Source organism: Pseudomonas sp. AP3_22 TE3818 (genome assembly GCF_053628995.1).
Genome location: NZ_JBRJHL010000001.1, coordinates 2,349,112 through 2,373,708, shown reverse-complemented (window position 1 = coordinate 2,373,708; position 24,597 = coordinate 2,349,112). Strand labels below are relative to the sequence as shown.

Below are 24,597 nucleotides of genomic sequence, written 5' to 3'. Positions count from 1 at the left end.
CAAGCCCGCTCCCACAGGTTATGTGTCGTACACAAGATTTGTGGACATCGTCGGTCACTGTAGGAGCGGGCTTGCCCGCGAAGACTGCAGATCAAGGACAAATGAAAACGGCACCTTTCGGTGCCGTTCGCCTTTCACACTCCCGCCACGTTACTTACGCGCATCCGCCCACGATTTCAGCAGCTCGCTGTAGCTCACGGTTTCGCCTTTCGGCTTCTCGTTTTCCAGTTTCGGCTTCGGTGCGCCCGGCTGGTCGAACCAGTACTGAGCATCTCGCTCGGGGTTCATTTTCGGTGCGCAGGTGGCTTGTGCCTTCGAACGTTCCAGACGGGTCATGATCGCGTCCTGATCCTTGGCCAGGCCGTCGAGCGCCTGTTGCGGGGTTTTGTCGCCGCTGGCCGCTTCGGCGATGTGGCTCCACCACAACTGCGCGAGGCGAGGATAATCAGGCACGTTGGTCCCGGTCGGGGTCCATTGCACGCGGGCCGGGCTGCGGTAGAACTCCACCAGGCCACCGAGTTTCGGTGCCAGGTCGGTCATCGCCTGCGAGTTGATGTCCGACTCGCGGATAGGCGTCAGGCCGACGATGGTTTTCTTCAACGACACGGTTTTCGAGGTCACGAACTGCGCATAGAGCCAGGCCGCCAGTTTCTGCTTCTCAGGCGTGGACTTCATGAAGGTCCAGGAACCCACGTCCTGATAGCCCAGCTTCATGCCCTCTTCCCAATATGGTCCTCGCGGTGACGGCGCCATGCGCCATTTCGGCGTGCCATCGGCGTTCATCACCGCCAGGCCTGGCTTGGTCATGTCGGCGGTGAAGGCGGTGTACCAGAAAATCTGCTGGGCGATGCTGCCCTGGGACGGCACCGGGCCGGATTCGGAGAAGGTCATGCCCGCCGCTTCCGGAGGCGCGTACTTTTTCAGCCAGTCGACGTACTTGGTGGTGGCGAACACCGCCGCCGGGCCGTTAGTGTCGCCGCCGCGGGTCACGCTGGAACCCACCGGGTGGCAGTCCTCGACACGAATGCCCCACTCGTCCACCGGCAAGCCGTTGGGAATGCCCTTGTCGCCGCCACCGGCCATGGAGAACCAGGCATCGGTGAAACGCCAGCCCAGGGACGGGTCCTTCTTACCGTAGTCCATGTGCCCGTAGACGCGCTTGCCGTCGATTTCCTTGACGTCTTCGCTGAAGAACTTGGCAATGTCCTCATAGGCCGACCAGTTCACCGGTACGCCCAGGTCGTAGCCGTACTTTTCCTTGAACTTGGCCTTGAGGTCCGCGCGTTCGAACCAGTCGGCACGGAACCAGTACAGGTTGGCGAACTGCTGGTCAGGCAACTGGTAGATCTTGCCGTCCGGCGCGGTGGTGAAGGAGATGCCGATGAAGTCCTTGAGGTCGAGGGTCGGCGAGGTGAAGTCCTTGCCTTCGTTCGCCATCAGGTCGGTGATCGATTCGGTCTTGCCGTACCGAAAGTGCGTCCCGATCAAGTCCGAGTCGTTGACCCAGCCGTCATAAATGCTCTTGTCCGATTGCATCACGGTCTGCAGCTTTTCCACCACGTCGCCTTCCTGCAGCAGGTCGTGGGTCAGCTTGATGCCGGTGATCTCGGTGAAGGCCTTGGCCAGCACCTTGGACTCGTACTCGTGGGTGGCGATGGTTTCCGACACCACCTTGATGCTCATTCCGCGGAAGGGCTCCGCCGCCTTGATGAACCACTTCAATTCTTCCAGCTGCTGATCTGCCGACAGTGTGGATGGCTTGAATTCACTGCCGATCCATTTTTTCGCGGCATCTTCGTAGGCATCGGCCCAGGCCGAAGCGCTCAAACCGCTGAGTGCCAGCATGGCTGCCAATGAAATGCTATGTCGCAGCTTATTGTTTTTGTCGAACATAGAGACCTCCTTTTAGGGTTTCGGAGCAACAGTGCCGAGCGATTCGACTAGCCCCAACGCATCACAGCCAACAGCCACACCAGGGACAACGCGAACGCCACCCAGATGCTCCAGTCGGTGACGCCGATTACCAGCAAATGCAGGTAGGCGCTGCCGAGAAGACCGATGAACAAGCGATCGCCACGGGTGGTGGCAATCGGTAGAAAACCTCGCCGAAGGATGCTCGGCGAACGCAATTCCCAAGTGGTCATGACCACCAGGATCAAGGCAATCACGCTGAAGAACGCCGCTGTGGGGGCGGTCCAACTCATCCATTCCATCATCAGTTCCTCATACCCGGCCCAGGGCAAAGCCCTTGGCCACGTGGTTGCGAACAAACCAGATCACCAGCATGCCCGGCAGGATGGTCAACACCCCCGCCGCCGCCAGTACACCCCAGTCGATACCGGATGCCGAAACGGTGCGGGTCATCACAGCCGCGATGGGTTTGGCATTCACCGAGGTGAGGGTCCGTGCCAGCAGCAGTTCGACCCAGGAAAACATGAAGCAGAAGAACGCCGTCACGCCGATGCCGGAGCCGATCAAAGGAATGAAAATCTTCACGAAGAACTTGGGAAAACTGTAGCCATCGATGTAGGCGGTTTCGTCGATTTCCTTGGGCACGCCGGACATGAAGCCTTCGAGAATCCACACCGCCAGCGGCACGTTGAACAGGCAGTGGGCCAGGGCCACGGCAATATGGGTGTCGAACAGCCCGATCGACGAATACAGCTGGAAGAACGGCAACAGGAACACCGCCGGCGGCGCCATGCGGTTGGTCAGCAGCCAGAAGAACAGGTGCTTGTCACCCAGGAAGCGATAGCGCGAGAAGGCATAGGCCGCCGGCAGTGCCACGGTCAGGGAAATGATCGTGTTCAGGCTCACGTAATACGCCGAGTTGATGTAGCCGGTGTACCAGCTCGGGTCGGTGAAGATCACCTTGTAGTTGGCCAGGGTGAAATCCTGCGGGAACAGTGTCAGGCCGCCGAGGATTTCGCTGTTGCTCTTGAAGGACATGTTCAGCAGCCAGTAGATCGGCACCAGCAGGAACAGGATGTAGAGCAGCAGGGGTATAAGCTTTCTTTTGCTCATGGCGCGGGCCTCAACGGTTGGCGTCAGAGTGGGTCATGGCGGTGTAGAACAGCCAGGACACCAACAGGATGATCAGGAAGTACACCAGCGAGAACGCCGCGGCCGGCCCCAGGTCGAATTGCCCTACGGCCATCTGCGTCAGGGTCTGGCTGAGGAAGGTCGTGGCATTGCCCGGACCGCCGCCGGTGAGCACGAAGGGCTCGGTGTAGATCATGAAACTGTCCATGAAGCGCAGCATCACGGCGATCAGCAGCACGCTCTTGAGCTTGGGCAACTGGATATGGCGGAACACTGCCCAGGCCGAGGCACGGTCGATCCGCGCCGCCTGGTAATACACATCCGGAATCGCCCGCAACCCGGAGAAGCACAACAGCGCCACCAACGAGGTCCAGTGCCAGACGTCCATCACCAGCACGGTGACCCAGGCGTCCGCGGTGTTCGCCGCATAGTTGTAGCTGATACCCATGGCATTGAGGCTTGAACCGAGCAGGCCGATGTCGGCGCGGCCGAAGATCTGCCAGATGGTGCCGACCACGTTCCACGGGATCAGTAGCGGGATCGCCAACACGATCAGCACCACCGACGACCAGCGGCCCTTGGTCGGCATGGTCAGGGCGATGGCGATGCCCAGCGGAATTTCGATCAGCAGCACGCAGGCGGAATAGATGAACTGGCGCAGCAGCGAGTCGTGCAGCCGAGGGTCGAGCAGTACCTGCTTGTACCAGTCGGCACCGACGAAATAGCGGCTGGACTGATCGAAAATGTCCTGCACCGAATAGTTGACCACGGTCATCATCGGGATCACCGCACTGAACGCCACCAGCAGGAATACCGGCAGCACCAGCCACCAGGCCTTGTTGTTCTGCACCTTGTTCATGGCTGCGCCTCCTGGTTGGCATGGGCTTCGAGCAGGAAATCATCGGCATAGACCATCAGCCATTGCGCAGGAAAGCTGATGTAGGCCGCGCCCTGTGGCACCGGTTTGTCTTCGGCCAGGCGCACTTTCAGGGGCGTGCCATCGAGGTCGAGGCTCATGATCTTGTAGGTGCCCAGGTCTTCGACGTGTACGACCTGTGCCCGCATCGCATCATCAAAGGCTTCGTCCCAGACATGGACGAACTCCGGGCGAATGCCGACCTTCAGGGTTTTCCATTCGGATTGGGCGATGCGTTGCTGCATGGCCTCGGACAGCGGCAGGTGGGTCGAGGCGAACCCGACGCCACCCGGTTGCGGCTGCACCTCGATCAGGTTCATCCCCGGGCTGCCGATGAAGTAGCCGACAAAGGTGTGGCTCGGGCGCTCGAACAATTCCCGTGGTGTACCGAATTGCACGATCTGCCCGCCGTACATCACCGCAATCTTGTCGGCGAAGGTCGAGGCCTCCAGTTGATCGTGGGTGACGTAGACCATGGTGATGTTGAACTGCTCGTGGATCTGCTTGAGCTTGCGTCGCAGCTTCCACTTCAGGTGCGGGTCGATCACCGTCAGCGGCTCGTCGAACAGGATCGCCGACACATCGTCGCGCACCAGCCCGCGGCCCATGGAGACTTTCTGTTTTTCGTCGGCGGTGAGGTTGCGCGCCTTTTTGCCCAGCAGGTTCTGCAGGTCAAGGACTTCGGCGATTTCCTGCACCTTGGTATGAATTCTTGCCTCGGCCATGCCCTGGTTGCGCAGCGGGAAGGCCAGGTTGTCGAACACCGTCATGGTGTCGTAGACCACCGGGAACTGGAAAACCTGAGCAATGTTGCGCTTCTCCGGCGTCAGGTCGTTGACCGCTTTGCCGTCGAACAGCACATGCCCCTGGGACGGGCTGAGCAGCCCGGAAATAATGTTGAGCAAGGTTGATTTGCCACAGCCCGACGGACCGAGCAATGCATAGGCGCCGCCCTGCTCCCAGATGTGGTCCATCTCGCGGATCGCGTAGTCCTCGGGTCCCACCGGGGTTTTGGTGTAGCTGTGGGCGAGGTTCTGCAAACGGATTTCGGCCATCAGGCTACCCTCGCGACACGCTGGCCCGGCGCCTGTACCAACCGGCCCTGCGTATCGAACACAAACAGTTTATGGGTCGGGATGTAGATACGGATCGGCGCATCGACGTCGTATTCGTGAACACCCGGCAAGTGCAGCACCAGCAGGAAATGCTCGTTGCGCACGTGCAGGAAGGTTTCCGAGCCGCTGATCTCGGCCACCTCGACGGTCACCGCCAGTTCGAGGTCATCGTCATTGCTCGGCACCAGCGAGATATGGCTGGGTCGCACGCCGAAACGGAACTCGCCCTCGCCCACCGGGCGCAAATCGACGTTCAGCGGAAAGTGCACGAAGTTGGCGAAACTCACTTCGTTGCCGGCAATGCGCCCCGGCATCAGGTTGATCGGCGGTTCGGAGAACAGCTCCGCCGCCAGCACGGTTTGCGGCTGGTGATAGACCGAGGACGACTGGCCGCTCTGGATCACCCGGCCTTCGTGAAGAATGGTGGTGGTGCCGCCCAGGGCCAGGGCTTCGTTGGGTTCGGTGGTGGCGTAGATCGCGATGGTATGGCGCGCCTTGAACAGCTCGCGCATTTCCTGGCGCAGTTCCTCGCGCAACTTGTAGTCGAGGTTGACCAGCGGCTCGTCGAACAGGATCAACTCGGCATCCTTGACCAGCGCCCGGGCCATGGCCGTGCGTTGTTGCTGGCCACCGGAAAGCTCCAGCGGATAACGTTTCAGAAATTTTTCGATGCGCAGCATCTTCGCGGTTTCCAGCACCTTGCTCTGGATCAGCTCGCTGGATACACCGGCCTGACGCAGCGGCGAGGCGATGTTGTCGAACACCGTCATGGTCGGGTAATTGATGAACTGCTGATAAACCATCGACACATTGCGCAAGCGCACCGGCCGTTGGGTAACGTCGACGCCGTTCATCAGGATGCGGCCGCTGTCGGGCTTGTCCAGACCAGCCATCAGGCGCATCAGGCTGGTTTTGCCGGACAGGGTGCGACCCAGCAAAACGTTGAAGGAACCGGGTTCAAAACTCAGGTTGGCATCGTCGATCCAGGTCTGGCCCTCGACGGTGCGGCTGACGTGCTCCAGGGTGAGTGACATGGCTCGGCCTTTTATTATTGGAATCAAGCGACCGGAGCGATAAAGCGACATCCGTGCCAAAAATCCCAAGCCATTGATTCAGCTTGAAATGAGTGAAAACAACAGCCCGTCGACGTTCGTTGCTGAACACAAATGAACAATCTGAAATGAACAATTGAACAGTCCACCCATTGACAGTGAACAATAGTGAACAACACTCTACGGACTGTTCACGGCCCTTGTAGGAGCGAGCTTGCTCGCGATGGACGTTAACGTTGACGAGGGCTGCCTGAGTAAACGCGGCGCTCTCACGTGCATCGCGAGCAAGCTCGCTCCTACAGGGATCGACGCAACCCCATAAAAACAATAAAAGCTCGCTCAGAGATCGACTGCCATGCCCGCACCCGCATCGCCGCTGTCCCACGACGCCATCATCCAGGACTCCTGGTCCCGCTGCCGCGCGTTCGGCCTCAGTCATCAGAGCGCGCCGGCATTCGATCAATTGCCGGCCGCGGGTATCGCGCAACTGCTGGAGAGCCAGCATTCACTGGTGCAAACCACCCATCAGGAAGTGCTGCCCTACTACGAGAACATCCTGAGCAATTCCAATTGCCTGATCATGCTCGCCGACCATCAGGGCCAGGTGCTCACCTCGTGGGGCACCCAGCGCTTTATCGAGCCGAAGCTGGCCCGGGGTTTCAGCGCCGGCGCCAGTTGGATGGAACGTTGCACCGGCACCAACGCCATTGGCACCGCCCTGGCCTGTGGACAAGCCGTGCACATCGAGCACGATGAACATTTCCTCAAGGCCAACCGCTTCATGACCGGTTCCGCCGCGCCGATTTTCGATGCCGAGCGCAAGGTGATCGCGGTGCTGGACGTGTCCAGCGACAGCTACCTGCCGCCATCGCACACCCTGGGCATGGTCAAGATGATGAGCCAGACCGTGGAAAACCGGCTGATCCTCAACCTGTTCCATGGCCAGCATTTCCAGTTGACGTTCAATACCGGGCTGAACAACCTCGACAGCCAATGGGCCGGGTTGCTGATTTTCGATGAAAGCGGCCAGGTGCTGTCGGCCAATCGCCGGGCCGACAATCTGCTGGGCATCCGCCTGTCGCGGGTCAGTGTCGAAAGCCTGTTCAAGGTCTCGCTGCTGGAACTGCTCAATCAGCCCGAAGGCCTGCCCTTCGCCTTGCAAACCTCGGGACGCAACCGCTTCCAGTGCCTGCTGAAGCGGCCGAAACAGGCATCCATTCAACCCCGAGTGTTCACCGAGCCGGTTGCAGCTACACCTGCGGCCATCAGCCTCAACACCCTGCATTTCGGCGACAGCCGCGTGGAAAAAGCCGTGCGCCAGGCCGAACGCTTGCTGGAAAAAGACATTCCCCTGCTGATCCACGGTGAAACCGGGGTCGGCAAGGAAGTGTTCGTCAAGGCCCTGCACCAGGCCAGCTCACGCAGCAAACAAGCGCTCATCGCCGTCAACTGTGCGGCGATTCCCGCCGAACTGGTGGAGTCCGAGCTGTTCGGCTATGAGAAAGGCGCGTTCACCGGCGCCAACCAGAAAGGCAGCATCGGGCTGATCCGCAAGGCTGACAAAGGCACGCTGTTTCTCGACGAAATCGGCGACATGCCGCTGCCGACACAGGCGCGGCTGTTGCGGGTGTTGCAGGAGCGTTGCGTTCAGCCGGTGGGCAGCAGCGAACTGTTCCCTGTGGACTTGCGCATCATTTCAGCGACCAACCGCTCGCTGCGCGAACAAGTACAACTGGGGAGGTTTCGTGAAGACTTGTACTACCGCATCGGCGGCCTGACCCTGGAACTGCCGCCCCTGCGTGAGCGCAGCGATAAGGAGGCACTGTTCAAACGCCTGTGGGAGCAGCACCGCGAACCGGCGCAATGGGCCGGCTTGAGCCAGGAAGTGATGGCGTTATTCAGCCGCCACCCGTGGCCCGGCAACTTGCGTCAGGCCAGCAGCGTGATCCAGGTGGCCCTGGTCATGGCCGAAGAACAACCGGTGCGGGCAGAGCACTTGCCGGATGATTTTTTTGTCGACCTGGAGATGGAACCGGTGGAGACACCGGAGCCGCTGGGCATCGACTTGAATGATGTGGAAGCACTGAATCGGCAGTTGCAGGCGGTGGGGGGGAATATTTCGTATCTGGCCCGGCTGTTGGGGGTTAGCCGAAACACACTTTACAAGCGGTTGCGCCAGTCGGAGAGCTGACCGCTTCGCGGTCAATCGCTGGCAAGCCAGCTCCCACAAGGTTTTGTGCTGTACGCAAAATCGGACTCCACCCCAATCCACTGTAGGAGCTGGCTTGCCAGCGAAGGCGCCAGACAAAACACCACAAAAAACCGCCCATTTGCCTATAAACAAAAACCCGCACAAGGCGGGTTTTGTTTTACAGCAGATCAGGCAATCAGTCAGCCAGACGCCAGGTCGTGCCGCCCTTGCCGTCTTCCAGCACCACGCCCATGGCGGTGAGCTGGTCGCGGATGCGGTCGGATTCGGCCCAGTCCTTGCCGGCACGTGCCGCCAGGCGAGCGGCAATCAGCGCCTCGACTTCGGCTGCATCCACGCGCCCTTCGGCACCGGCCTGCAGGAAGTCATCGGCTTCGAGCTGCAACACACCCAGCACGCTGGCCAGTTCTTTCAGACGCGCCGCCAGGCCGGCCGCTGCATTGAGATCGCTCTCGCGCAGACGATTGATCTCGCGGACCATCTCGAACAGCACCGCGCAGGCTTCCGGCGTGCCGAAGTCGTCGTTCATCACCTGGGTGAAACGCTCGACGAAGGCTTCGCCGCCGGCCGGCGCCACGTTCGGCAGGCCTTTCAACGCGTGGTAGAAACGCTCCAGGGCGCCCTTGGCGTCCTTGAGGTTGTCTTCCGAATAGTTGATCGCGCTGCGGTAGTGGCTCGACACCAGCAGGTAACGCACGACCTCCGGGTGGTACTTGTCGAGCACGTCGCGGATGGTGAAGAAGTTGTTCAAGGACTTGGACATCTTCTCGCCATTGATACGGATCATGCCGCAATGCATCCATGCGTTGGCGTAGGTCTTGCCGGTGGCCGCTTCGCTCTGGGCGATTTCGTTTTCGTGGTGCGGGAACTCAAGGTCGCTGCCGCCGCCATGAATGTCGAAGGTCTCGCCCAGGCAGCAGGTCGACATCACCGAGCACTCGATGTGCCAGCCCGGACGCCCGGCGCCCCACGGCGATTCCCAGCTCGGTTCGCCCGGCTTGGCGGCTTTCCACAGCACGAAGTCCAGCGGGTCCTGCTTGGACTCGTCGACCTCAATGCGCGCACCGATGCGCAGGTCTTCGATCTTCTTGCGCGACAGCTTGCCGTAGCCCATGAACTTGCCGACGCGGTAGTACACGTCGCCATTGCCCGGGGCGTAGGCGTAGCCCTTGTCGATCAGGGTCTGGATCATCGCGTGCATGCCCGGGATGTGATCGGTGGCACGCGGCTCCATGTCCGGCTTCTTGATGTTCAGACGCGCTTCGTCTTCGTGCATCGCCGCGATCATGCGCTCGGTCAAGGCTTCGAACGACTCGCCGTTCTCGTTGGCCCGATTGATGATCTTGTCGTCGATGTCGGTGATGTTGCGCACATAAGTCAGATCGTAGCCGCTGAAGCGCAACCAGCGGGTCACAAGGTCGAACGCAACCATGCTGCGGCCGTGGCCCAGGTGGCAGTAGTCGTACACGGTCATGCCGCACACGTACATGCGCACCTTGTTGCCATCGAGCGGCTTGAAGACTTCTTTGCTCTTGGTGAGCGTGTTGTAGATCGTAAGCACGTTATTTCCCTTGACGCTGAATCACTGGCCCCACGAATCACGCAGGGTCACGGTACGGTTGAATACCGGCTGACCTGGTTTCGAGTCCTTGAGATCCGCGACGAAATAACCTTCGCGCTCGAACTGGAAACGGTCTTCCGGCTGTGCATTGCCCAACGAGGGTTCAGCACGACAACCGGTGAGTACCTGCAGCGAGTCAGGGTTGATGTTGTCCAGGAAACTGGCGCTGTCTTCGGCCTTCTCCGGGTTCGGAGAACGGAACAGACGATCGTACAGACGCACTTCGCACTCGACGCTGGCAGCGGCCGGCACCCAGTGGATCACGCCTTTGACCTTGCGGCCTTCCGGGTTCTTGCCCAGGGTGTCCGGATCGTACGAGCAGCGCAGTTCAACGATGTTGCCATCGGCGTCCTTGATCGCTTCGTCGGCGCGGATCACGTAGCTGCCACGCAGACGTACTTCACCGGCCGGCTCCAGGCGCTTGTAGCCCTTCGGCGGCTCTTCCATGAAGTCTTCACGGTCGATGTAGATTTCACGGGCGAACGGCAACGCACGCACGCCCATGTCTTCCTTCGGATGACGCGGCAGTTCGAGGTTTTCGACCTGGCCTTCCGGGTAGTTGGTGATCACGACTTTCAGCGGACGCAGCACGCACATGGCACGCGGGGCGCTCTGGTCGAGGTCGTCACGGATGCTGAACTCGAGCATGCCGAAGTCGACCACGCCGTCGGAACGGTTGGTGCCGATCATTTCGCAGAAGTTGCGGATCGACTTAGGCGTGTAGCCACGGCGGCGGAAACCCGACAGCGTGGACATGCGCGGGTCGTCCCAGCCGTTGACGTGCTTTTCATCGACCAGCTGCTTGAGCTTGCGCTTGCTGGTGATGGTGTAGTTCAGGTTCAGGCGGCTGAACTCGTACTGGCGCGGGTTGGCCGGTACCGGCAGATGCTCGAGGAACCACTCGTACAGCGGACGGTGGCTTTCGAACTCCAGGGTGCAGATCGAGTGGGTGATGCCTTCGATGGCGTCCGACTGACCGTGGGTGAAGTCGTAGTTCGGGTAGATGCACCACTTGTCACCGGTCTGGTGGTGGTGAGCGTGACGGATGCGATACATGATCGGGTCGCGCAGGTTCATGTTCGGCGAAGCCATGTCGATCTTGGCCCGCAGCACCCGTGCGCCGTCCTTGAACTCGCCGGCTTTCATGCGCGCGAACAGGTCCAGGTTCTCTTCGACGCTGCGGTCGCGGAACGGGCTGTTCTTGCCAGGTTCGGTCAGGCTGCCACGGTATTCCTTGGCTTGCTCCGGAGTCAGGTCATCGACGTAGGCATTGCCGGATTTGATCAACTCCACCGCCCAGTCATGCAACTGGTCGAAATACTGCGAGGCGTAGCGCACTTCACCGGACCACTCGAAGCCCAGCCATTTGACGTCGCTTTCGATCGCGTCGATGTATTCCTGGTCTTCCTTGGCCGGGTTGGTGTCGTCGAAACGCAGGTGCGTGACGCCGCCGAACTCCTGGGCCAGGCCGAAGTTCACACAGATCGACTTGGCATGGCCGATGTGCAGGTAGCCGTTGGGCTCAGGCGGGAAACGGGTGACGATCTGCGTGTGCTTGCCCGAGTCCAGGTCTGCCTGGATGATCGGCCGCAGGAAGTTGACCGGCACGGCTGGGCCGGTCTTGGCATTCGAGGTAGGGTCGACAGTGGGCTTGCTCATAGGATCCTTGAACGTACAAGTGCGTGGCCGTAATGAAGGCCGGACAAAACAAAGCCGCTATCATAGCCGATGCCGTCAAGTGCCTGACAGAGCGCACTCTGTAAACCGTCGCATTTAATGGGCCGCAAATGAAAAAACTGCCTCGAAATTCGCGTCTGGCACGCTAAACTGCGCACCTTGGCCAAAAAGGCTGAACCGGTGGCGGGACATGATGTTCCAACACCACGAATTCCTTCTATGAGTAACGATCATGACCCAAGTCAAACTGACTACCAACTTTGGTGACATCGTCATCGAACTGAACGCCGACAAAGCCCCGATCACCGTGGCCAACTTCGTCGAGTACGTTAAAGCCGGTCACTACGAAAACACCGTTTTCCACCGTGTCATCGGTAACTTCATGATCCAGGGCGGCGGTTTCGAACCAGGCATGAAAGAAAAGAAAGACAAGCGTCCAAGCATCCAGAACGAAGCCGACAACGGTCTTTCCAACGACAAGTACACCATCGCCATGGCCCGCACCATGGAGCCGCATTCGGCTTCCGCACAGTTCTTCATCAACGTGGCGGACAACAGCTTCCTCAACCACAGCGGCAAGAACGTTCAAGGCTGGGGCTACGCGGTATTCGGTAAAGTGACCGCCGGCACCGACGTTGTCGACAAGATCAAAGGCGTGGCCACCACTTCCAAGTCTGGCCACCAGGACGTACCGGCAGACGACGTGATCATCGAGAAAGCCGAGATCATTGAGTGATATTGCTGATTTCAGATTTACATCTGGAAGAGGAGCGCCCGGACATTACCCGGGCGTTTCTGGATTTGCTCGCCGGACGCGCCCGTTCGGCGAGTGCGTTGTACATCCTGGGCGACTTTTTCGAGGTGTGGATTGGCGACGACGCCATGACGCCCTTCCAGCGCTCCATCTGCCAGGCCCTGCGCGACCTCAGCGACAGCGGCACGGCCATTTTCCTGATGCACGGCAATCGTGATTTCATGCTCGGCAAGGCCTTCTGCAAGCAGGCCGGCTGCACCCTGCTGAAAGACCCGAGTGTCGTGCAATTCAACGGCGAGCCGGTGCTGCTGATGCACGGCGACAGCCTGTGCACCCGCGACGAAGGCTATATGAAGCTGCGCCGCTACCTGCGCAACCCGATCACCCTGTTCATCCTGCGCAACCTGCCCTTGCGCACCCGGCACAAGCTGGCACGCAAACTGCGCAGTGAAAGCCGTGCCCAGGTGCGGATGAAGGCCAATGACATCGTCGACGTCACGCCCGAAGAGATTCCGCGGATCATGCAGGAGTACGGGGTGAAGACCTTGATCCATGGGCATACCCATCGTCCGGCCATCCACAAGTTGCAGTTGGGCGACCAGGCAGCCCGGCGCATCGTGTTGGGGGATTGGGATCGTCAGGGTTGGGCGTTGCAGGTGGATGAGCAAGGGTATGCGCTGGCGCCGTTTGACTTCGCACCGCCGCCGCAACTGGCAGCACCCGCGAACTAACAGCCGAACACAAAAACCTGTGGGAGCGGGCTTGCCCGCGAAGAGGGAGTGTCAGTCGACATCTGTATGACTGATCCGCCGCCTTCGCGGGCAAGCCCGCTCCCACAGGTTATGTGTTGCCTTAGTGTCCCGAGGCCGCAGGCCCGGCCTTGGCCGTAAATGGCGGCTTGGCCAGCCACACGATCAGGATCAGCCCCATGAACATCCAGCCCAGCAAGGTGAAGTAATCCACCGTGGACATGATGTACGCCTGGCTGATCACCATCTGATCCAGTTGCGTGTAGGCCTTGGCCCCCGCCCCGCCCAGGTTGCTCAGTGCTTCGCGGGTCGTCGGGTCGAACGGGGTGATGCTTTCGGTCAGGTAGGCATGGTGCTGGTCGGCCCGGCGAATCCAGATCCAGGTGGTCAGCGACGCCGCGAAACTACCACCCAGGGTCCGCAGGAACGTCGCCAACCCGGAACCGTCGGCAATCTGGCTCGGCGGCAGGTCCGAGAGCAGGATGGTCAGGGTCGGCATGAAGAACAGCGCCACGCCGATCCCCATGAACAGCTGCACCATGGCGATGTGCTGGAAATCCACTTCATTGGTGAACCCGGCGCGCATGAAGCAACTGAGGCCGATGGCCAGGAACGCCCCGCCCGCCAGTAACCGCATGTCGAATTTCGGTGCGTATTTGCCGACAAAGGGGGCCAGTAACACCGGCAGGATCCCCAGCGGTGCCACGGCAAAACCGGCCCAGGTCGCGGTGTAGCCCAAGCGTGTCTGCAGCCACTGCGGCAGGATCAGGTTGATCCCGAAGAACCCGGCATAACCCAGGATCAGCACGATGGTGCCGTAGCGGAAGTTGCGATGGGCGAACAAACGCAGGTTGACCACCGGGTGTTCGTCGGTCATTTCCCAGATGATGAAGAAGGCCAGGGCTACCACCGAAATCACACTGCCGATCACGATGAAGCTGGATTCGAACCAGTCGGCATCGTTGCCCTTGTCGAGCACGATCTGCAGCGCCCCGACACCGATGATCAGCGCGATCAGACCGACGTAATCCATCGGCTGGCGGCTGGTGACCACCGGGCGCTTTTTCATCTGCTGGGTGACCACCCATGCCGCGAACAGGCCGATCGGCACGTTGATGAAGAAAATCCACGGCCAGCTGTAGCTGTCGGTGATCCAGCCGCCGAGGATCGGCCCGGCAATCGGCGCGACCACGGTGACCATCGCCAGCAACGCCAGGGCCAGCCCCCGTTTCGCCGGCGGATAGACCGCGATCAGCAACGTCTGGGTCATCGGGTACAACGGCCCCGCCACCACCCCTTGCAGCACCCGGAAGCCCACCAGCTCGGGCATCGAGGTGGATATCCCGCACAGGAACGAGGCCAGCACGAACAGCAGCGTCGCCCAGACAAACAGCTTCACCTCGCCAAAACGCCGACTGAGCCAACCGGTCAGCGGCAAGGCGATGGCATTGCTCACCGCAAACGAAGTGATGACCCAGGTGCCCTGCTCCGAACTCACGCCCAGGTTGCCGGAGATCGTCGGCAGCGCCACGTTGGCGATGGTGGTGTCGAGCACCTGCATGAAGGTCGCCAGCGACAGGCCGATGGTGCTGAGCAGCAGGCTGGGGGGCGTGAAAGAGGCGTTATTGCTCATCGCGAATCCTTGGAAGCCTGATTGGTGCCGCGTCCGTTACGGACGCAGCCAACCCTGTGGGAGCGGGCTGTGGCGAATCAGCGTTGCGCGGTTTTGCTGACCGCGGCGCTGTTGTCGTGGATCAACTGGGTGATCATCGCGTCGGCCTCGGCCAGCTGACGGTCGTAGACGTTGGTGCTGAACGAAGCCTTCTGCGGCGGCTGTTGTGCCAGCACTGGCCCGCTCTGGTCGTGCAGGTCCACGTCGACCATGGTCGACAGACCGACCCGCAGCGGATGTTTGGCCAGTTCCTCGGCGTTGACGTGGACTCGCACTGGCACACGCTGCACGATCTTGATCCAGTTACCGGTGGCGTTCTGCGCCGGCAGCAGGGCAAAGGCGCTGCCGGTCCCGGCGCCGAGGCTGTCGATGGTGCCGCTGTATTTGACGCTGCTGCCGTACAGGTCCGTCTCGATCTCCACCGGTTGGCCGATACGCATGTCACGCAGCTGGGTTTCCTTGAAGTTGGCATCGATCCACAGCTGATCCAGCGGAATCACCGCCATCAGCGCAGTACCCGGCTGCACGCGTTGGCCCAGTTGCACCGAACGCTTGGCCACGTAACCGGTAACCGGGGCGATCAGCACGCTGCGCGAGTTGTTCAGGTAGGCCTGACGCAGTTGTGCGGCGGCGGCCATCACGTCCGGGTGCGAAGAAACCACGGTGTCATCGACCAGCGCGCTGGTGGTCTTGAGCTTTTGTTCGGCATTGGCCAAGGCGTTTTGCGCCGAGGTCAGGTCGTCGCGGGCGTGGGACAGCTCTTCCTGGGAAATCGCCCCGCCAGCGGCGAGATTCTTCCGGCGGCTGAAGTTGTCCTGGGCCTTTTGCACTTCGGCTTTCTGCGCGTTGACCTGGGCTTTCATGCCATCCACATCGCTGTACAGGCCGCGCACCTGACGCACGGTACGCGCCAGATTGGCCTGGGCGTTTTGCAGACCGATTTCGGCGTCGTTCGGGTCAAAGTTCACCAGCACCTGACCTTCATGCACCAGATCGCCATCGTCGGCGCCGATGCTGACCACGGTGCCCGTGACCAGCGGCGTGATTTCCACTACGTTGCCGTTCACATAGGCGTCGTCGGTGCTTTCGCTCCAGCGCCCGTAGAACTCGTGATAAGCCCAGACGCCCGCGCCGCTCAGAACGACGGTCGCAGCCAGGACCAGCAACATGAACTTGCGTTTGCCCGAATTGGGGTTGCCTGGAGTGTTTTCAGTAGGTTGGGTTGTATCGGCAGTGGCCATGACAAATACCTTGAATTAGTGGGTCAGCGTGGCTGGCGTGGCGTTGGCCGAAGCGATGGCCTCAGGCTGGAAACCGCCGCCCAGCGCCTGCATCAGCTGGATCGACAGGTCGATCTGCTCGGCATTGAGGTTGGCCAGCTGACGCTGGGCCTGGAGCAATTGCTGCTCGATGCTGAGCACGTCCAGGTAGTTGCCGATGCCGGAACCGTAACGCTGGACCACGGTGTTGTAGGAATCCTGGGCGATGTCGGTGGCGTGCTGCTGGGCAGCGATCTGCCGACCGATATCGCGCAGCTGGTTGATGCTGTCACTGACATCTCCCAGCGCCTTCACCAGGCTTTTGTTGTACTGCGCCACCGCGAGGTCGTAGTCGGCGTCGCGCGAATCGAGGTCGGCGCGCAAGCGGCCACCGTCGAAAACCGGCACAGAAATCGTCGGTGCAATGTTGAAGAAGCGGCTGGCCGATCCAAACATCGCATCGCCCAACAAAGACTCGGCGCCGGCAGCCGCGCTGAGGTTCAGGTTGGGGTAGAACCGGGTCTTGCCGGCGTCGATGCTTTTGCTCGCCGCCTCGACCCGCCAGCGCGCGGCGACCAGGTCCGGGCGACGCCCGAGCAGCTCGGCAGGCAACACCGAAGGTAGCGCTACCGCGCTCGGCTGAAGAATGTTCGGCCGGGCAATTTCATTGCCGCGGTCCGGACCTTTGCCGAGCAGCACCGCAAGAGCGATCTTCGCGCTGTTCAGGCGCTTTTCAGCGTCGATCAAATTGGCTTGGGAGGTGGCTTCGAGGCTTTCGGTCTGTTGGAACTGGTACTGGCTGTCGATCCCGGCCGTCAGCCGACGCTGGCTCAGTTCGAGCATTTGCCGGGTGCGCTTGAGGTCTTCGTTGGACAGGTCATACACGATGTGCGCCTGCCCGAGATCGCTGTAGGCCCGGGCGACGTCGGCGGCCAGGGTCAGTTGCGCGGCCTGCTGGTCGACTTCGGCGGCACGGGCCTGGCCGAGGGCCGCTTCCCAGGCATCGCGCTGGCCGCCCCACAGGTCGAAGTTGTAGTTGAAGCTGGTGCTGATATTGCGAATGGTGGCGTACGCGTCGCCCTGCCCGAGCGGGTCCTGGTCCCGGGCCAGGCGCGAGCGGCTGACACCGGCGCTGGCATCCAGGGTAGGCATCCGCGCAGCGTCGGCAGCGTAGGCGGCGGCGCTGGCCTGGTGGGCACGGGCGTCGGCAATCTGCATGTCCGGGCTGTCGCGCAGGGCCTCGCGGATCAGGCCGTCGAGTTGCGGGTCGCCAAGGCTTTTCCACCAGTCGCTTTTCGGCCAGGCGGCCGGCGACAGGGTCACGCCGCCGAGGGACTGCCCGGCCTTGAAATTTTTCGCATCGAGGCTGACCCCTTCGGTTTTCAGGCCGCTGTAACTGGCGCAACCGGCCAGGCTCATGGCCAACAGCACCAGGCTCAGGCCGGCACGCAAGGGTTTACTGCTCATTTGTCACCTACTCGCAGCAGGGTGATCGAGTCACCGGCTGCTACCAAAATTTTCTTCAGGATCATCTCCAGGGTTTTCAGCTCTTCCGGAGTGATGGCACCGGCCAGTTCATTCATGGCTTCGGCACCGATGTGCGGCAGCAGCCCGGCGAGCTTCTGGCCGTCGTCCGTGAGTACCAGCTGCACCTGACGGCGATCCGCTTCGGAGCGTTGGCGGGCGAGGAACCCCTTCTGCTCCAGACGATCGAGCATGCGAGTCATCGAGCCGCTGTCCAGGGACAGGTGACGGCACAACTCGCCCGGCGAATCGACGCCGTACTGGGCCATGATGATCAACACCTTGAACTGCGCGGCGGTGATGCCGTGGGGTTCCATGTGGGTGTCGATGATCCGGTCCTTGAGCAGCGCGGCGCGTCCGAGCAGCAGGCCGAGATGGCAATTGTGGAAATCGTCTGGAGAGAAATGTTTCATCTGACCACCAATTAGCTGCCTAGGCAGTGAATGTATGTCGAGATGTTACTGCCTAGGCAGCGAATGTCAACGTAATAGTTAGGAGGCTTTGTAAATAGTTGACAAACGGCTTGGAAGATTGTGGCGCACGCAATGACCCCATCGCTGGCAAGCCAGCTCCTACAGGACTGTGTGATCCTTGTAGGAGCTGGCTTGCCAGCGATGGCTGCGACTCGGTTCTGGAAGGAGCAGGGCCTAGAAATCCCGCTTGTAGAAGATGTCCAGCGAACTGGCCACGCCGCCGGCGGCTTCAAGGTAGACCTTTTTGCTCAGCTTGTAGCGCAAGGCAATGGTGTTGGCCGGTTCGAACACGCCGACGCCATAGCGCAGGCTGAGCTTCTCGGAAATATTGCCGCTGGCCACCACACTGGTGGCAGTACCGCTGCCCTGGGTGTCGAGCTGGAAGTCCTGGATGCCCAGGTTCTTGGCAATGCCACCGGTCACACCGGAACTGCCCATCAAGCCCAACCCGAGGGCCGCCTGGGCAAGCATGTTGTTGTCTTCGCCATTGCTGCTCAGCGGACGCCCGAGCACCAGATAGGACAAGGCCTGCTCCTGGCTCATGGCCGGTTCTGAAAAGATTTGCGTGGTCGGTTGCTCGGCGCTGCCACTCAAACGAATGCCGGCGATGATGTCGTCGGTCTTGCGAATGGCTTCGATGTCCAGGTACGGCTGATCGATGGGCCCGGCAAACAGCAAACGTGCCCGGCGCACCGAAAGCCGCTGGCCATAGGCGCGGTAACGCCCGTCGTTGAGCCACAGCTCGCCGCGGGTGTCCATGTTGTCGCCGATATGCACATGCCCCTGCACATTCGCCGTCAGGCCAAACCCGGCAAAGCTCAGCTTGTCCTCGCCGACCAGCACTTCAATGTCCATCTTCATCGCCAGCGGTGGCTTGCCCTCCTCGGTCTGCTGACCGACGATCACCGTGTCATCGGAGACCTTGACCGTCGACGGCGGCAATTCTCGAATGGTGATTTCACCCCTGGGCACCAGCACCTTACCGGCGATGGCCAGCTCATCGCCCTTCATCGAAATCTTCAGGTCCGGTGCGACTTCAAGCTTGGCGTAAGGCTCGACGGTGACCGGCAATTGCGAGCCCTTGAGTGCCAGATCCACCACCAGCGCCTGACCCCAGGCGATGTTGCCGTTCAAGCTGCCCTGCCCGGCCTTGCCGCTGTTCCAGCCACCGTTCAGTTGCACGCTTTCACCGGCGATGAGCGCCTGAACGTGCAGGTTTTGCAGTTCCATCGGCAATTCAGGCCCGGCCACCACGCCATCACTGAGTTGCAGACTGCCATTGACCTGCGGCGCCAAAAGCCCGCCGGAAATCGTGCCGCTGCCATTCAGGCGCCCGGTCAGCTTCTCGACCATCGGCACGAACGGTCGCGCTACCGACAGGTCCAGCCCGCTCAAGCGGAACGAGCCGCTCAACGGTTTGTTCTTCGGCAACGGATTGAGCTGCGCCTGCACCATCAGTTCGCCGAGTTTGCCGCCGACGAAATTGAGTTCGGTGTCGATACGTTTGGGCGTGAGTTTGCTGGTGAGTTTCAGGGTCTGGTACGGGAAGTCCAGCCACTGGTCCTTTTCCTTGATGCGCAACGTGCCGCCGCCGGCATCGACGCTGACCTGGCCGTTCGGGCCACTGGCCGGCAGATCCAGTTGCAGGTCGGCATTGAGCCGGCCCTGCCAGGCGAAATCCTTCGGCAACCACTGCGCGAGGCTGTCGATCGGGAACTGCTTGAGGTGATAACGCAGCTTCGGCTCGGGCATCAGGCGCGAGTCTTCACCGCACAGGCTGGCCTGGCCAGATGCCCAGCAATGAGCACCGAAGTTGATTTTGCCGTCCGCCAGGCGTTCGAGTTTCGCCGGCCCTTGCAGCTTCCAGTCCTGGCCTCCGGCCTGGATATCACCGCTGGCCAGGCGTCCGCGCCAATTGCCTTTATCCAGCGCACCGTCCAGACCCAGCGCCAGTTTCAGTTTCGGCCCTTGCAGATCGAGGCTCAGCTTCTGGTTCTTGATGTCGCCCTGGCCGCTGGCGGTCAGGGTTCCCAGGGAAGTATCACCGGCCTGGATGCCACTGCCCTTGAGATCGACTTTTGCCCGTTGCGCACTGTCCAGCGTGGCGTCCAGGTTCAGGCTTTGCAGGCGATTGTCCTGGAAAACCAATTGCGAGCCTTGCAGGTCAAGCTTGCCTTGGGGGGCCTTGAGCGTGCCGGCGACCTCCACACGGCCATTGAGTTGACCGCGCAGCTCTGGCCAGAGCTGGGCCAGGCGCGGCAGCTTGAGATCGATCTGCCCGGCGAGTTTTTGTTGCAGGCTGCCCTTGCCGCTGATGCTGTTCTCGCCCAGGCGAACCTGCAGGGCGTTGAGGTTCCATTGCTCACCACGGCCATCGGCCTTGGCCTGGATCACCGCCGGCTGACCGCGCAGTTTGCCCTTGAGGTCCAGGTCGGCATTGAGACTGAGCACCTCGTTTTTCAGTTCGCCCGTGCTGCGCAACGGCCCCGCCAGCGTGCCCGGCAGCTCCGCGACCCAGTACGCCGGGTTGATCGCCGACAGGTCCAGCGCGGTGTCCCAGGCAATGCCGTCGGCGAACTGCAGGTTCAGGTGCCCTTCAGCCTTGCCCTGCCCGGCGTGGAGTTGAATCTGTTGCAGGTAGATTTTCGTCAGGTCGCCAGCGAACGGACTGGCCAGGGTGAATGCACCGGCCGGACCATCCGCCGCGGCTTCAAAATGACCGAGGTACTTACCGTCGGTGTAGGACACCTCGCCGGTGAAGCGGCGCAACGCCACCTCCGGCTCGTCGATCAATGGATAGAGACGGTGCCACGGGAAGTCCAGCCAGTCGATTTTCGCTTCGGCGCTCAGGCCTTTGCTCCAATCCACAAGCCCTGTGAGCTTGAGGCTTTGCTTGTCGTTGGCAGTCAGGTCGAGCGCGGCGATCTGCGCGCCGTTGGCGTCGACCTTGCCTTGCAGCGCCAGGGCGACCGGCCCTTGCTCGGCGGGCAGCGTGGCCTTGCCGAGCAGCGCGTAGCCGTTCTTCAAGTCGCCAGCGCCAGTGAGTTCTAGCTGATTGAGTTGCAAGGTGTCCGGCAGATCGGCACCGGGTTTGAAACCATCGACGGTGATCCGCACCTTGGCCGGCAGGTTGTCCACCAGGGGTTGCAGCTCGCCGGTCAGTTGCCCGCTGAGGTAACCGCTGCTGTCGGCTTTCAGGTTCAGGGTCTTGAGCAGGTCGCCGTCGACTTTCAGCGCCAGCGCCAGGGGCTCAGGCGTCGACAATAGAGTCAGCTTGCCGGAGGCGCTGAGGGGCCAGTTGCCGGAAGGTTGCAGCAGACCGGACAGGTTCAGGCTCAGGTCCTCGCGCTGTATCGACACCGCGTCGATCTTCAAACCGGCCGTCGTCCAGTGCGCCGCCAGCTGCAAGCCCTTGAGCTCTTCACTGCCGTTGAACAACAGGCTGCCGACCTTGATCTCCCCCAGTTCGATGGCCAAGGGTAACTTGAGCTCCGGGAGCGTGATCGGGCCGCTGTCCGGCTCTTCGCCACCCGGCGGAAACGTCAGGCTGACCTGGTCGGCCTGCAATTGCTCGATGCACAAGGTCATGCGGGTCAGGCACAACGGTGACCAGGCGAAAATCACCTGGTTCAGTTCAACCCGGCTGGTGTCCTGCTGCCACAGCACCCGGTCGGCACTCCACTGCCCGCTCAGCCGGCCCTGGAAGTTGTCCAGGGTCAAACCCGGTACGAAGCCCAACGCCCAGCGGCTGCCCGTCGCCGTGCCGAGCACCGTGGCCAGTGTCAGGACAACCAGCATCAACAGTGCGGCTATCGTCAGCAGCGTTACTTTCAAACCACGCTTCACAGCTCAGGCCCCATGGAAAAGTGCAGTCGAATACCGCCATCGTCGTCCAGCGCATGGGCCAGGTCGAGGCGGATCGGCCCCACCGGCGAGACCCAGCGCACGCCGATACCGACCCCGGTCTTGAGGCTCGGCAGTTCGAGGGTGTTGAAGGCGTTGCCCTGGTCGACAAAGGTCGCGATTCGCCATTTTTCGGCGACCGAATACTGATACTCCGCGCTGGCGGCCACCATGTAGCGGCCACCGATGCGGTCGCCGTCGGAGTTTTCCGGGGACAGGCTCTGATAGTCGTAGCCACGCACGCTCTGATCGCCACCGGCGAAGAAGCGCAGCGACGGCGGCACCGATTTGAAGCCGTTGGTGGCACTGCCGCCGACCTGCACCCGCCCGAGGAAGCGGTGTTTATCAAACACTGTGGTCAGGCCTTTGACCAATGCCGTGCCGTAGAGCAGGTTGCTGTCGGAACCCAGACCTTCCTTGGCCACCTTGGATTCGAATTGCAGGCGATAGCCGTTGTGCGGGTCGATGCGATTGTCGCTTTTGAGGTACGAATAGCTCACACCGGGCATCAGCAAGTTACTGAGTCCCGAGTCATCGCCCAGTTGGTAATCCTCGCGCTGCCACTTCAGCGATACCACCCGTTGCCAGCCGCTGGGCAGTTTGCTGTGCCATTCGGGGCCGAGGGTCAACAGTTTGCTATGGGTGTCGGTGCCAGCGATGTCTTCATTCTGATAGCCGCCGGCAAAACGCAGTTTGTCCGTCAGCGGCGGATCCAGTGGAATGTCGTAGAACAACCCGACGTTCTGCCGAGGCGCCGAGACTTCGGCCTCCCAGCCGTAACTGTGCCCTTGCGCGTTGACCCAGTGCCGGGTCCAGTTGGCCTTGGCCCGTGGGCCGACGTCGGTGGAGAAACCCAGGCCCAGGCCCATGGTCCGTGGCTTGCGGGTTTCGAGCTTGACGTCCACCGGGATCGCATTCTCTTTTGACGCCGTGGGTGCTGCGTCCACGCGCACGCCTTCGAAGTAGCCACTCGATTGCAGGTTCTGATTGAGTTCGGCAATCAGCTCCGAGTCGTAGGGTGTACCGGCCTTGAATGGGACCATGCGTTGCAGCAGCTCGTCATCGAACGGCGTATCCCCCTCGAAACTGACCTTGCCCAAGGTATAGCGTGGACCGCTTTCATAGATCAGCTCGATATCGGCAACGCCGGCCCGCGGGTCGACCGACAGTGTCGAACGGGTGAAGTGGCCGCTGAAAAAGCCATAACGCGAAGCCTGGTTCTGGATCAGGCGCTTGGCGTCCTCGTAATGCCCATGGTTGAGCACGGCACCGGGCTTGAGCGCGTCGCTTTGTGGGATTCGAAAGGATTTGAGGGACGCTGCGGGTCCTTCGACTCGCACCGTGACATTGCGCAGGTGCACCGGCTCGCCGGGGTCGACCTTCAACACCAGGCGCGGCTTTTCGCCGCCCTTCACTTCACTGTCGATGTGCGGCTGGTAATAACCCAAGGCCTGGGCGGCCTTGCGCGCCTGTTCCTCGGCGCCACGACTGAAGCGCTGCAAGGCTTCTTCGTCACGATCGCCGAGGCTGCCGATATAGCCCTCTATATTGGCCTTCAGTTCATCGTTGGACGGTTTGATCCGCACATCCAATTCACTTTGCGCCAGCGCCGTGCAGCTGGATAACAGCATGAGCACGCCACTGGTAAATCTTCCTGGAAACTTCATAGGCGCGGATGCTATCACGAGCATGGTTCATGAACATGGAAGCGTGATAGAGCCTGACAGGCAAAGAAAGTTCGTGGGCTAAGCCGTTGCTGTTTGTAACACCTGGGGATTGGGGTGAAAAAACACGTGCTCGCGAACCGGCCCTACGGCGACTTCACCGATTTCCTCATAGCCCTGACGTTTATAGAACTCCAGATAGCGAGGATTCCCGGTATCGAGGATCACGCCCTGTGAGTGTTCATCCACCGCGCACCAGTTGTGCACAGCTTGCAACAGTTGTTCGCCGAAATGCTGGCCCTGGAACTGCGGGTGAACCCCCAGCAACGGCAAGACGTGCACCGAGTCGTTCGGCACGCAGGCCTCCACGGCAGCGTGATACTCCAGATAGCGACGGGTGCAGCGAAATCCCGTGCTGAGCACCATGCGCAGGCGCCACGCCCAACTTTCGGTGACCCCCAGGCGACGTTGCGGCGGCGCGATCAGGGCGATACCGATCAGGCGGTCGTTGACCAGCAGACCGATGGCCGGCAGGTCCTGGAGAAAATGCTGGGTTACCAGTTCGCGCACCGTGGCGCGAACCCGCTGTTCGTAACCGGGGCGTTCGGCTTCGAACAGATAGCCGAAGGTCGGTTCGTGTCGATAAGCCTGATACAGCAGCGAACGGGCTTCACGGGCATAGCCGCTGTCGAGCATATGAATATCGGCGATGGCGGTCGAGGTTTCGGGCATGACGGTTGATCTCCCCGGCACAGCTCGGATGGCTGCGCTCTTGTTGTTACGAGCGGATCGGCGCTGACACAGTTCCTTACAGATCCGAAATGAGTGTAGGCAATGAATTCGCCTTCGCGAGCAAGCCCGCTCCCACAAAAGCAAAGGCAGGGGCCAGGACTGTCTACACAGATCTGACCCAACACAGTAAATCCCCCCACCCCACACTGGCCCGATTCCCCCATGTCAGCTAGCA

The 24,597-nt window shown here is 61.1% G+C and carries 18 protein-coding genes; 3 read left to right on the top strand and 15 right to left on the bottom strand.

Annotation, left to right across the window (positions count from 1 at the left end):
• Positions 1-150 precede the first annotated feature (150 nt).
• Genes AB7M25_RS10755 through AB7M25_RS10730 form a run of 6 tightly spaced genes read right to left on the bottom strand, consistent with a single transcriptional unit; the run spans position 151 to position 6,107 of the window.
• Positions 151-1,893, bottom strand: a complete 1,743-nt coding sequence (locus AB7M25_RS10755) for an ABC transporter substrate-binding protein (protein ID WP_429383069.1) — start codon at positions 1,891-1,893, stop codon at positions 151-153.
• Positions 1,894-1,940: 47 nt separating this feature from the next.
• Entirely contained in the window at positions 1,941-2,213 is a 273-nt protein-coding gene (locus tag AB7M25_RS10750; RefSeq protein WP_110662252.1) for a DUF2160 domain-containing protein, read from the bottom strand.
• Positions 2,214-2,223: 10 nt separating this feature from the next.
• Positions 2,224-3,024: a carbohydrate ABC transporter permease gene (locus tag AB7M25_RS10745; RefSeq protein WP_007970460.1), complete on the bottom strand. Its 801-nt coding sequence runs from the start codon at positions 3,022-3,024 to the stop codon at positions 2,224-2,226.
• Positions 3,025-3,034: 10 nt separating this feature from the next.
• Positions 3,035-3,901 (bottom strand): carbohydrate ABC transporter permease, encoded by an 867-nt coding sequence (locus AB7M25_RS10740; RefSeq protein ID WP_007970461.1) that lies wholly within the window; start codon positions 3,899-3,901, stop codon positions 3,035-3,037.
• Positions 3,898-5,013 carry an ABC transporter ATP-binding protein gene (locus tag AB7M25_RS10735; protein ID WP_454237268.1) on the bottom strand — a complete coding sequence of 372 codons (1,116 nt, stop codon included), beginning with the start codon at positions 5,011-5,013 and terminating at the stop codon, positions 3,898-3,900. The genes AB7M25_RS10740 and AB7M25_RS10735 overlap by 4 nt, the downstream gene beginning before the upstream one ends.
• Positions 5,013-6,107, bottom strand: coding sequence for an ABC transporter ATP-binding protein (locus AB7M25_RS10730; RefSeq protein ID WP_015094365.1), 1,095 nt, complete (start codon positions 6,105-6,107; stop codon positions 5,013-5,015). Before AB7M25_RS10730 ends, AB7M25_RS10735 begins: the two co-directional genes overlap by 1 nt.
• Before the next feature lie 373 nt (positions 6,108-6,480).
• Here AB7M25_RS10730 and AB7M25_RS10725 point away from each other — a divergent pair, with 373 nt between their 5' ends.
• Positions 6,481-8,316 carry a sigma-54-dependent Fis family transcriptional regulator gene (locus tag AB7M25_RS10725; RefSeq protein ID WP_429517115.1) on the top strand — a complete coding sequence of 612 codons (1,836 nt, stop codon included), beginning with the start codon at positions 6,481-6,483 and terminating at the stop codon, positions 8,314-8,316.
• Positions 8,317-8,512: 196 nt separating this feature from the next.
• Here the strand turns inward: AB7M25_RS10725 and cysS are convergent, their stop codons facing one another.
• Together cysS and AB7M25_RS10715 are read right to left on the bottom strand one after the other, a co-directional pair.
• A complete protein-coding gene (gene cysS / locus AB7M25_RS10720) occupies positions 8,513-9,895 on the bottom strand; it encodes a cysteine--tRNA ligase (protein ID WP_007970481.1) in 1,383 nt (460 codons plus the stop codon).
• 21 nt (positions 9,896-9,916) lie between these two features.
• Positions 9,917-11,614, bottom strand: a complete 1,698-nt coding sequence (locus AB7M25_RS10715; protein WP_104447796.1) for a glutamine--tRNA ligase/YqeY domain fusion protein — start codon at positions 11,612-11,614, stop codon at positions 9,917-9,919.
• A gap of 250 nt (positions 11,615-11,864) precedes the next feature.
• Between AB7M25_RS10715 and AB7M25_RS10710 the strand changes: the two genes are divergently transcribed.
• Together AB7M25_RS10710 and lpxH are read left to right on the top strand one after the other, a co-directional pair.
• Positions 11,865-12,368, top strand: a complete 504-nt coding sequence (locus AB7M25_RS10710; protein WP_104447797.1) for a peptidylprolyl isomerase — start codon at positions 11,865-11,867, stop codon at positions 12,366-12,368.
• Positions 12,365-13,117 carry a UDP-2,3-diacylglucosamine diphosphatase gene (lpxH, locus tag AB7M25_RS10705; RefSeq protein ID WP_429517112.1) on the top strand — a complete coding sequence of 251 codons (753 nt, stop codon included), beginning with the start codon at positions 12,365-12,367 and terminating at the stop codon, positions 13,115-13,117. The genes AB7M25_RS10710 and lpxH overlap by 4 nt, the downstream gene beginning before the upstream one ends.
• A 121-nt stretch (positions 13,118-13,238) precedes the next feature.
• Here lpxH and AB7M25_RS10700 read toward each other — a convergent pair whose 3' ends face one another.
• The 7 genes from AB7M25_RS10700 to AB7M25_RS10670 form a co-directional block, all read right to left on the bottom strand.
• Positions 13,239-14,768, bottom strand: coding sequence for a DHA2 family efflux MFS transporter permease subunit (locus AB7M25_RS10700; RefSeq protein ID WP_429383080.1), 1,530 nt, complete (start codon positions 14,766-14,768; stop codon positions 13,239-13,241).
• A 77-nt stretch (positions 14,769-14,845) separates the two neighbouring features.
• Positions 14,846-16,048, bottom strand: a complete 1,203-nt coding sequence (locus AB7M25_RS10695; RefSeq protein ID WP_429383082.1) for an HlyD family secretion protein — start codon at positions 16,046-16,048, stop codon at positions 14,846-14,848.
• A gap of 15 nt (positions 16,049-16,063) precedes the next feature.
• Entirely contained in the window at positions 16,064-17,533 is a 1,470-nt protein-coding gene (locus AB7M25_RS10690; RefSeq protein WP_429383084.1) for an efflux transporter outer membrane subunit, read from the bottom strand.
• Positions 17,530-18,003, bottom strand: a complete 474-nt coding sequence (locus tag AB7M25_RS10685) for a MarR family winged helix-turn-helix transcriptional regulator (RefSeq protein ID WP_104447802.1) — start codon at positions 18,001-18,003, stop codon at positions 17,530-17,532. Before AB7M25_RS10685 ends, AB7M25_RS10690 begins: the two co-directional genes overlap by 4 nt.
• Before the next feature lie 234 nt (positions 18,004-18,237).
• Positions 18,238-21,909: a translocation/assembly module TamB domain-containing protein gene (locus AB7M25_RS10680; protein ID WP_454237267.1), complete on the bottom strand. Its 3,672-nt coding sequence runs from the start codon at positions 21,907-21,909 to the stop codon at positions 18,238-18,240.
• Positions 21,906-23,633: an autotransporter assembly complex protein TamA gene (locus AB7M25_RS10675; RefSeq protein ID WP_429517108.1), complete on the bottom strand. Its 1,728-nt coding sequence runs from the start codon at positions 23,631-23,633 to the stop codon at positions 21,906-21,908. The genes AB7M25_RS10680 and AB7M25_RS10675 overlap by 4 nt, the downstream gene beginning before the upstream one ends.
• A 78-nt stretch (positions 23,634-23,711) precedes the next feature.
• The gene (locus AB7M25_RS10670) at positions 23,712-24,362 is read right to left on the bottom strand and encodes a GNAT family N-acetyltransferase (protein ID WP_095966520.1); all 651 of its coding nucleotides are present in this window, start codon (positions 24,360-24,362) and stop codon (positions 23,712-23,714) included.
• Positions 24,363-24,597: the final 235 nt, after the last annotated feature.

Excerpts from the sequence above, each read along its gene's own strand:
- AB7M25_RS10755 (WP_429383069.1), bottom strand. The coding sequence starts at position 1,893 with ATGTTCGACAAAAACAATAAGCTGCGACATAGCATTTCATTGGCAGCC.
- AB7M25_RS10750 (WP_110662252.1), bottom strand. The coding sequence starts at position 2,213 with ATGGAATGGATGAGTTGGACCGCCCCCACAGCGGCGTTCTTCAGCGTG.
- AB7M25_RS10745 (WP_007970460.1), bottom strand. The coding sequence starts at position 3,024 with ATGAGCAAAAGAAAGCTTATACCCCTGCTGCTCTACATCCTGTTCCTG.
- AB7M25_RS10740 (WP_007970461.1), bottom strand. The coding sequence starts at position 3,901 with ATGAACAAGGTGCAGAACAACAAGGCCTGGTGGCTGGTGCTGCCGGTA.
- AB7M25_RS10735 (WP_454237268.1), bottom strand. The coding sequence starts at position 5,013 with ATGGCCGAAATCCGTTTGCAGAACCTCGCCCACAGCTACACCAAAACC.
- AB7M25_RS10730 (WP_015094365.1), bottom strand. The coding sequence starts at position 6,107 with ATGTCACTCACCCTGGAGCACGTCAGCCGCACCGTCGAGGGCCAGACC.
- AB7M25_RS10725 (WP_429517115.1), top strand. The coding sequence starts at position 6,481 with ATGCCCGCACCCGCATCGCCGCTGTCCCACGACGCCATCATCCAGGAC.
- AB7M25_RS10715 (WP_104447796.1), bottom strand. The coding sequence starts at position 11,614 with ATGAGCAAGCCCACTGTCGACCCTACCTCGAATGCCAAGACCGGCCCA.
- AB7M25_RS10710 (WP_104447797.1), top strand. The coding sequence starts at position 11,865 with ATGACCCAAGTCAAACTGACTACCAACTTTGGTGACATCGTCATCGAA.
- AB7M25_RS10700 (WP_429383080.1), bottom strand. The coding sequence starts at position 14,768 with ATGAGCAATAACGCCTCTTTCACGCCCCCCAGCCTGCTGCTCAGCACC.
- AB7M25_RS10695 (WP_429383082.1), bottom strand. The coding sequence starts at position 16,048 with ATGGCCACTGCCGATACAACCCAACCTACTGAAAACACTCCAGGCAAC.
- AB7M25_RS10690 (WP_429383084.1), bottom strand. The coding sequence starts at position 17,533 with ATGAGCAGTAAACCCTTGCGTGCCGGCCTGAGCCTGGTGCTGTTGGCC.
- AB7M25_RS10685 (WP_104447802.1), bottom strand. The coding sequence starts at position 18,003 with ATGAAACATTTCTCTCCAGACGATTTCCACAATTGCCATCTCGGCCTG.
- AB7M25_RS10675 (WP_429517108.1), bottom strand. The coding sequence starts at position 23,633 with ATGAAGTTTCCAGGAAGATTTACCAGTGGCGTGCTCATGCTGTTATCC.
- AB7M25_RS10670 (WP_095966520.1), bottom strand. The coding sequence starts at position 24,362 with ATGCCCGAAACCTCGACCGCCATCGCCGATATTCATATGCTCGACAGC.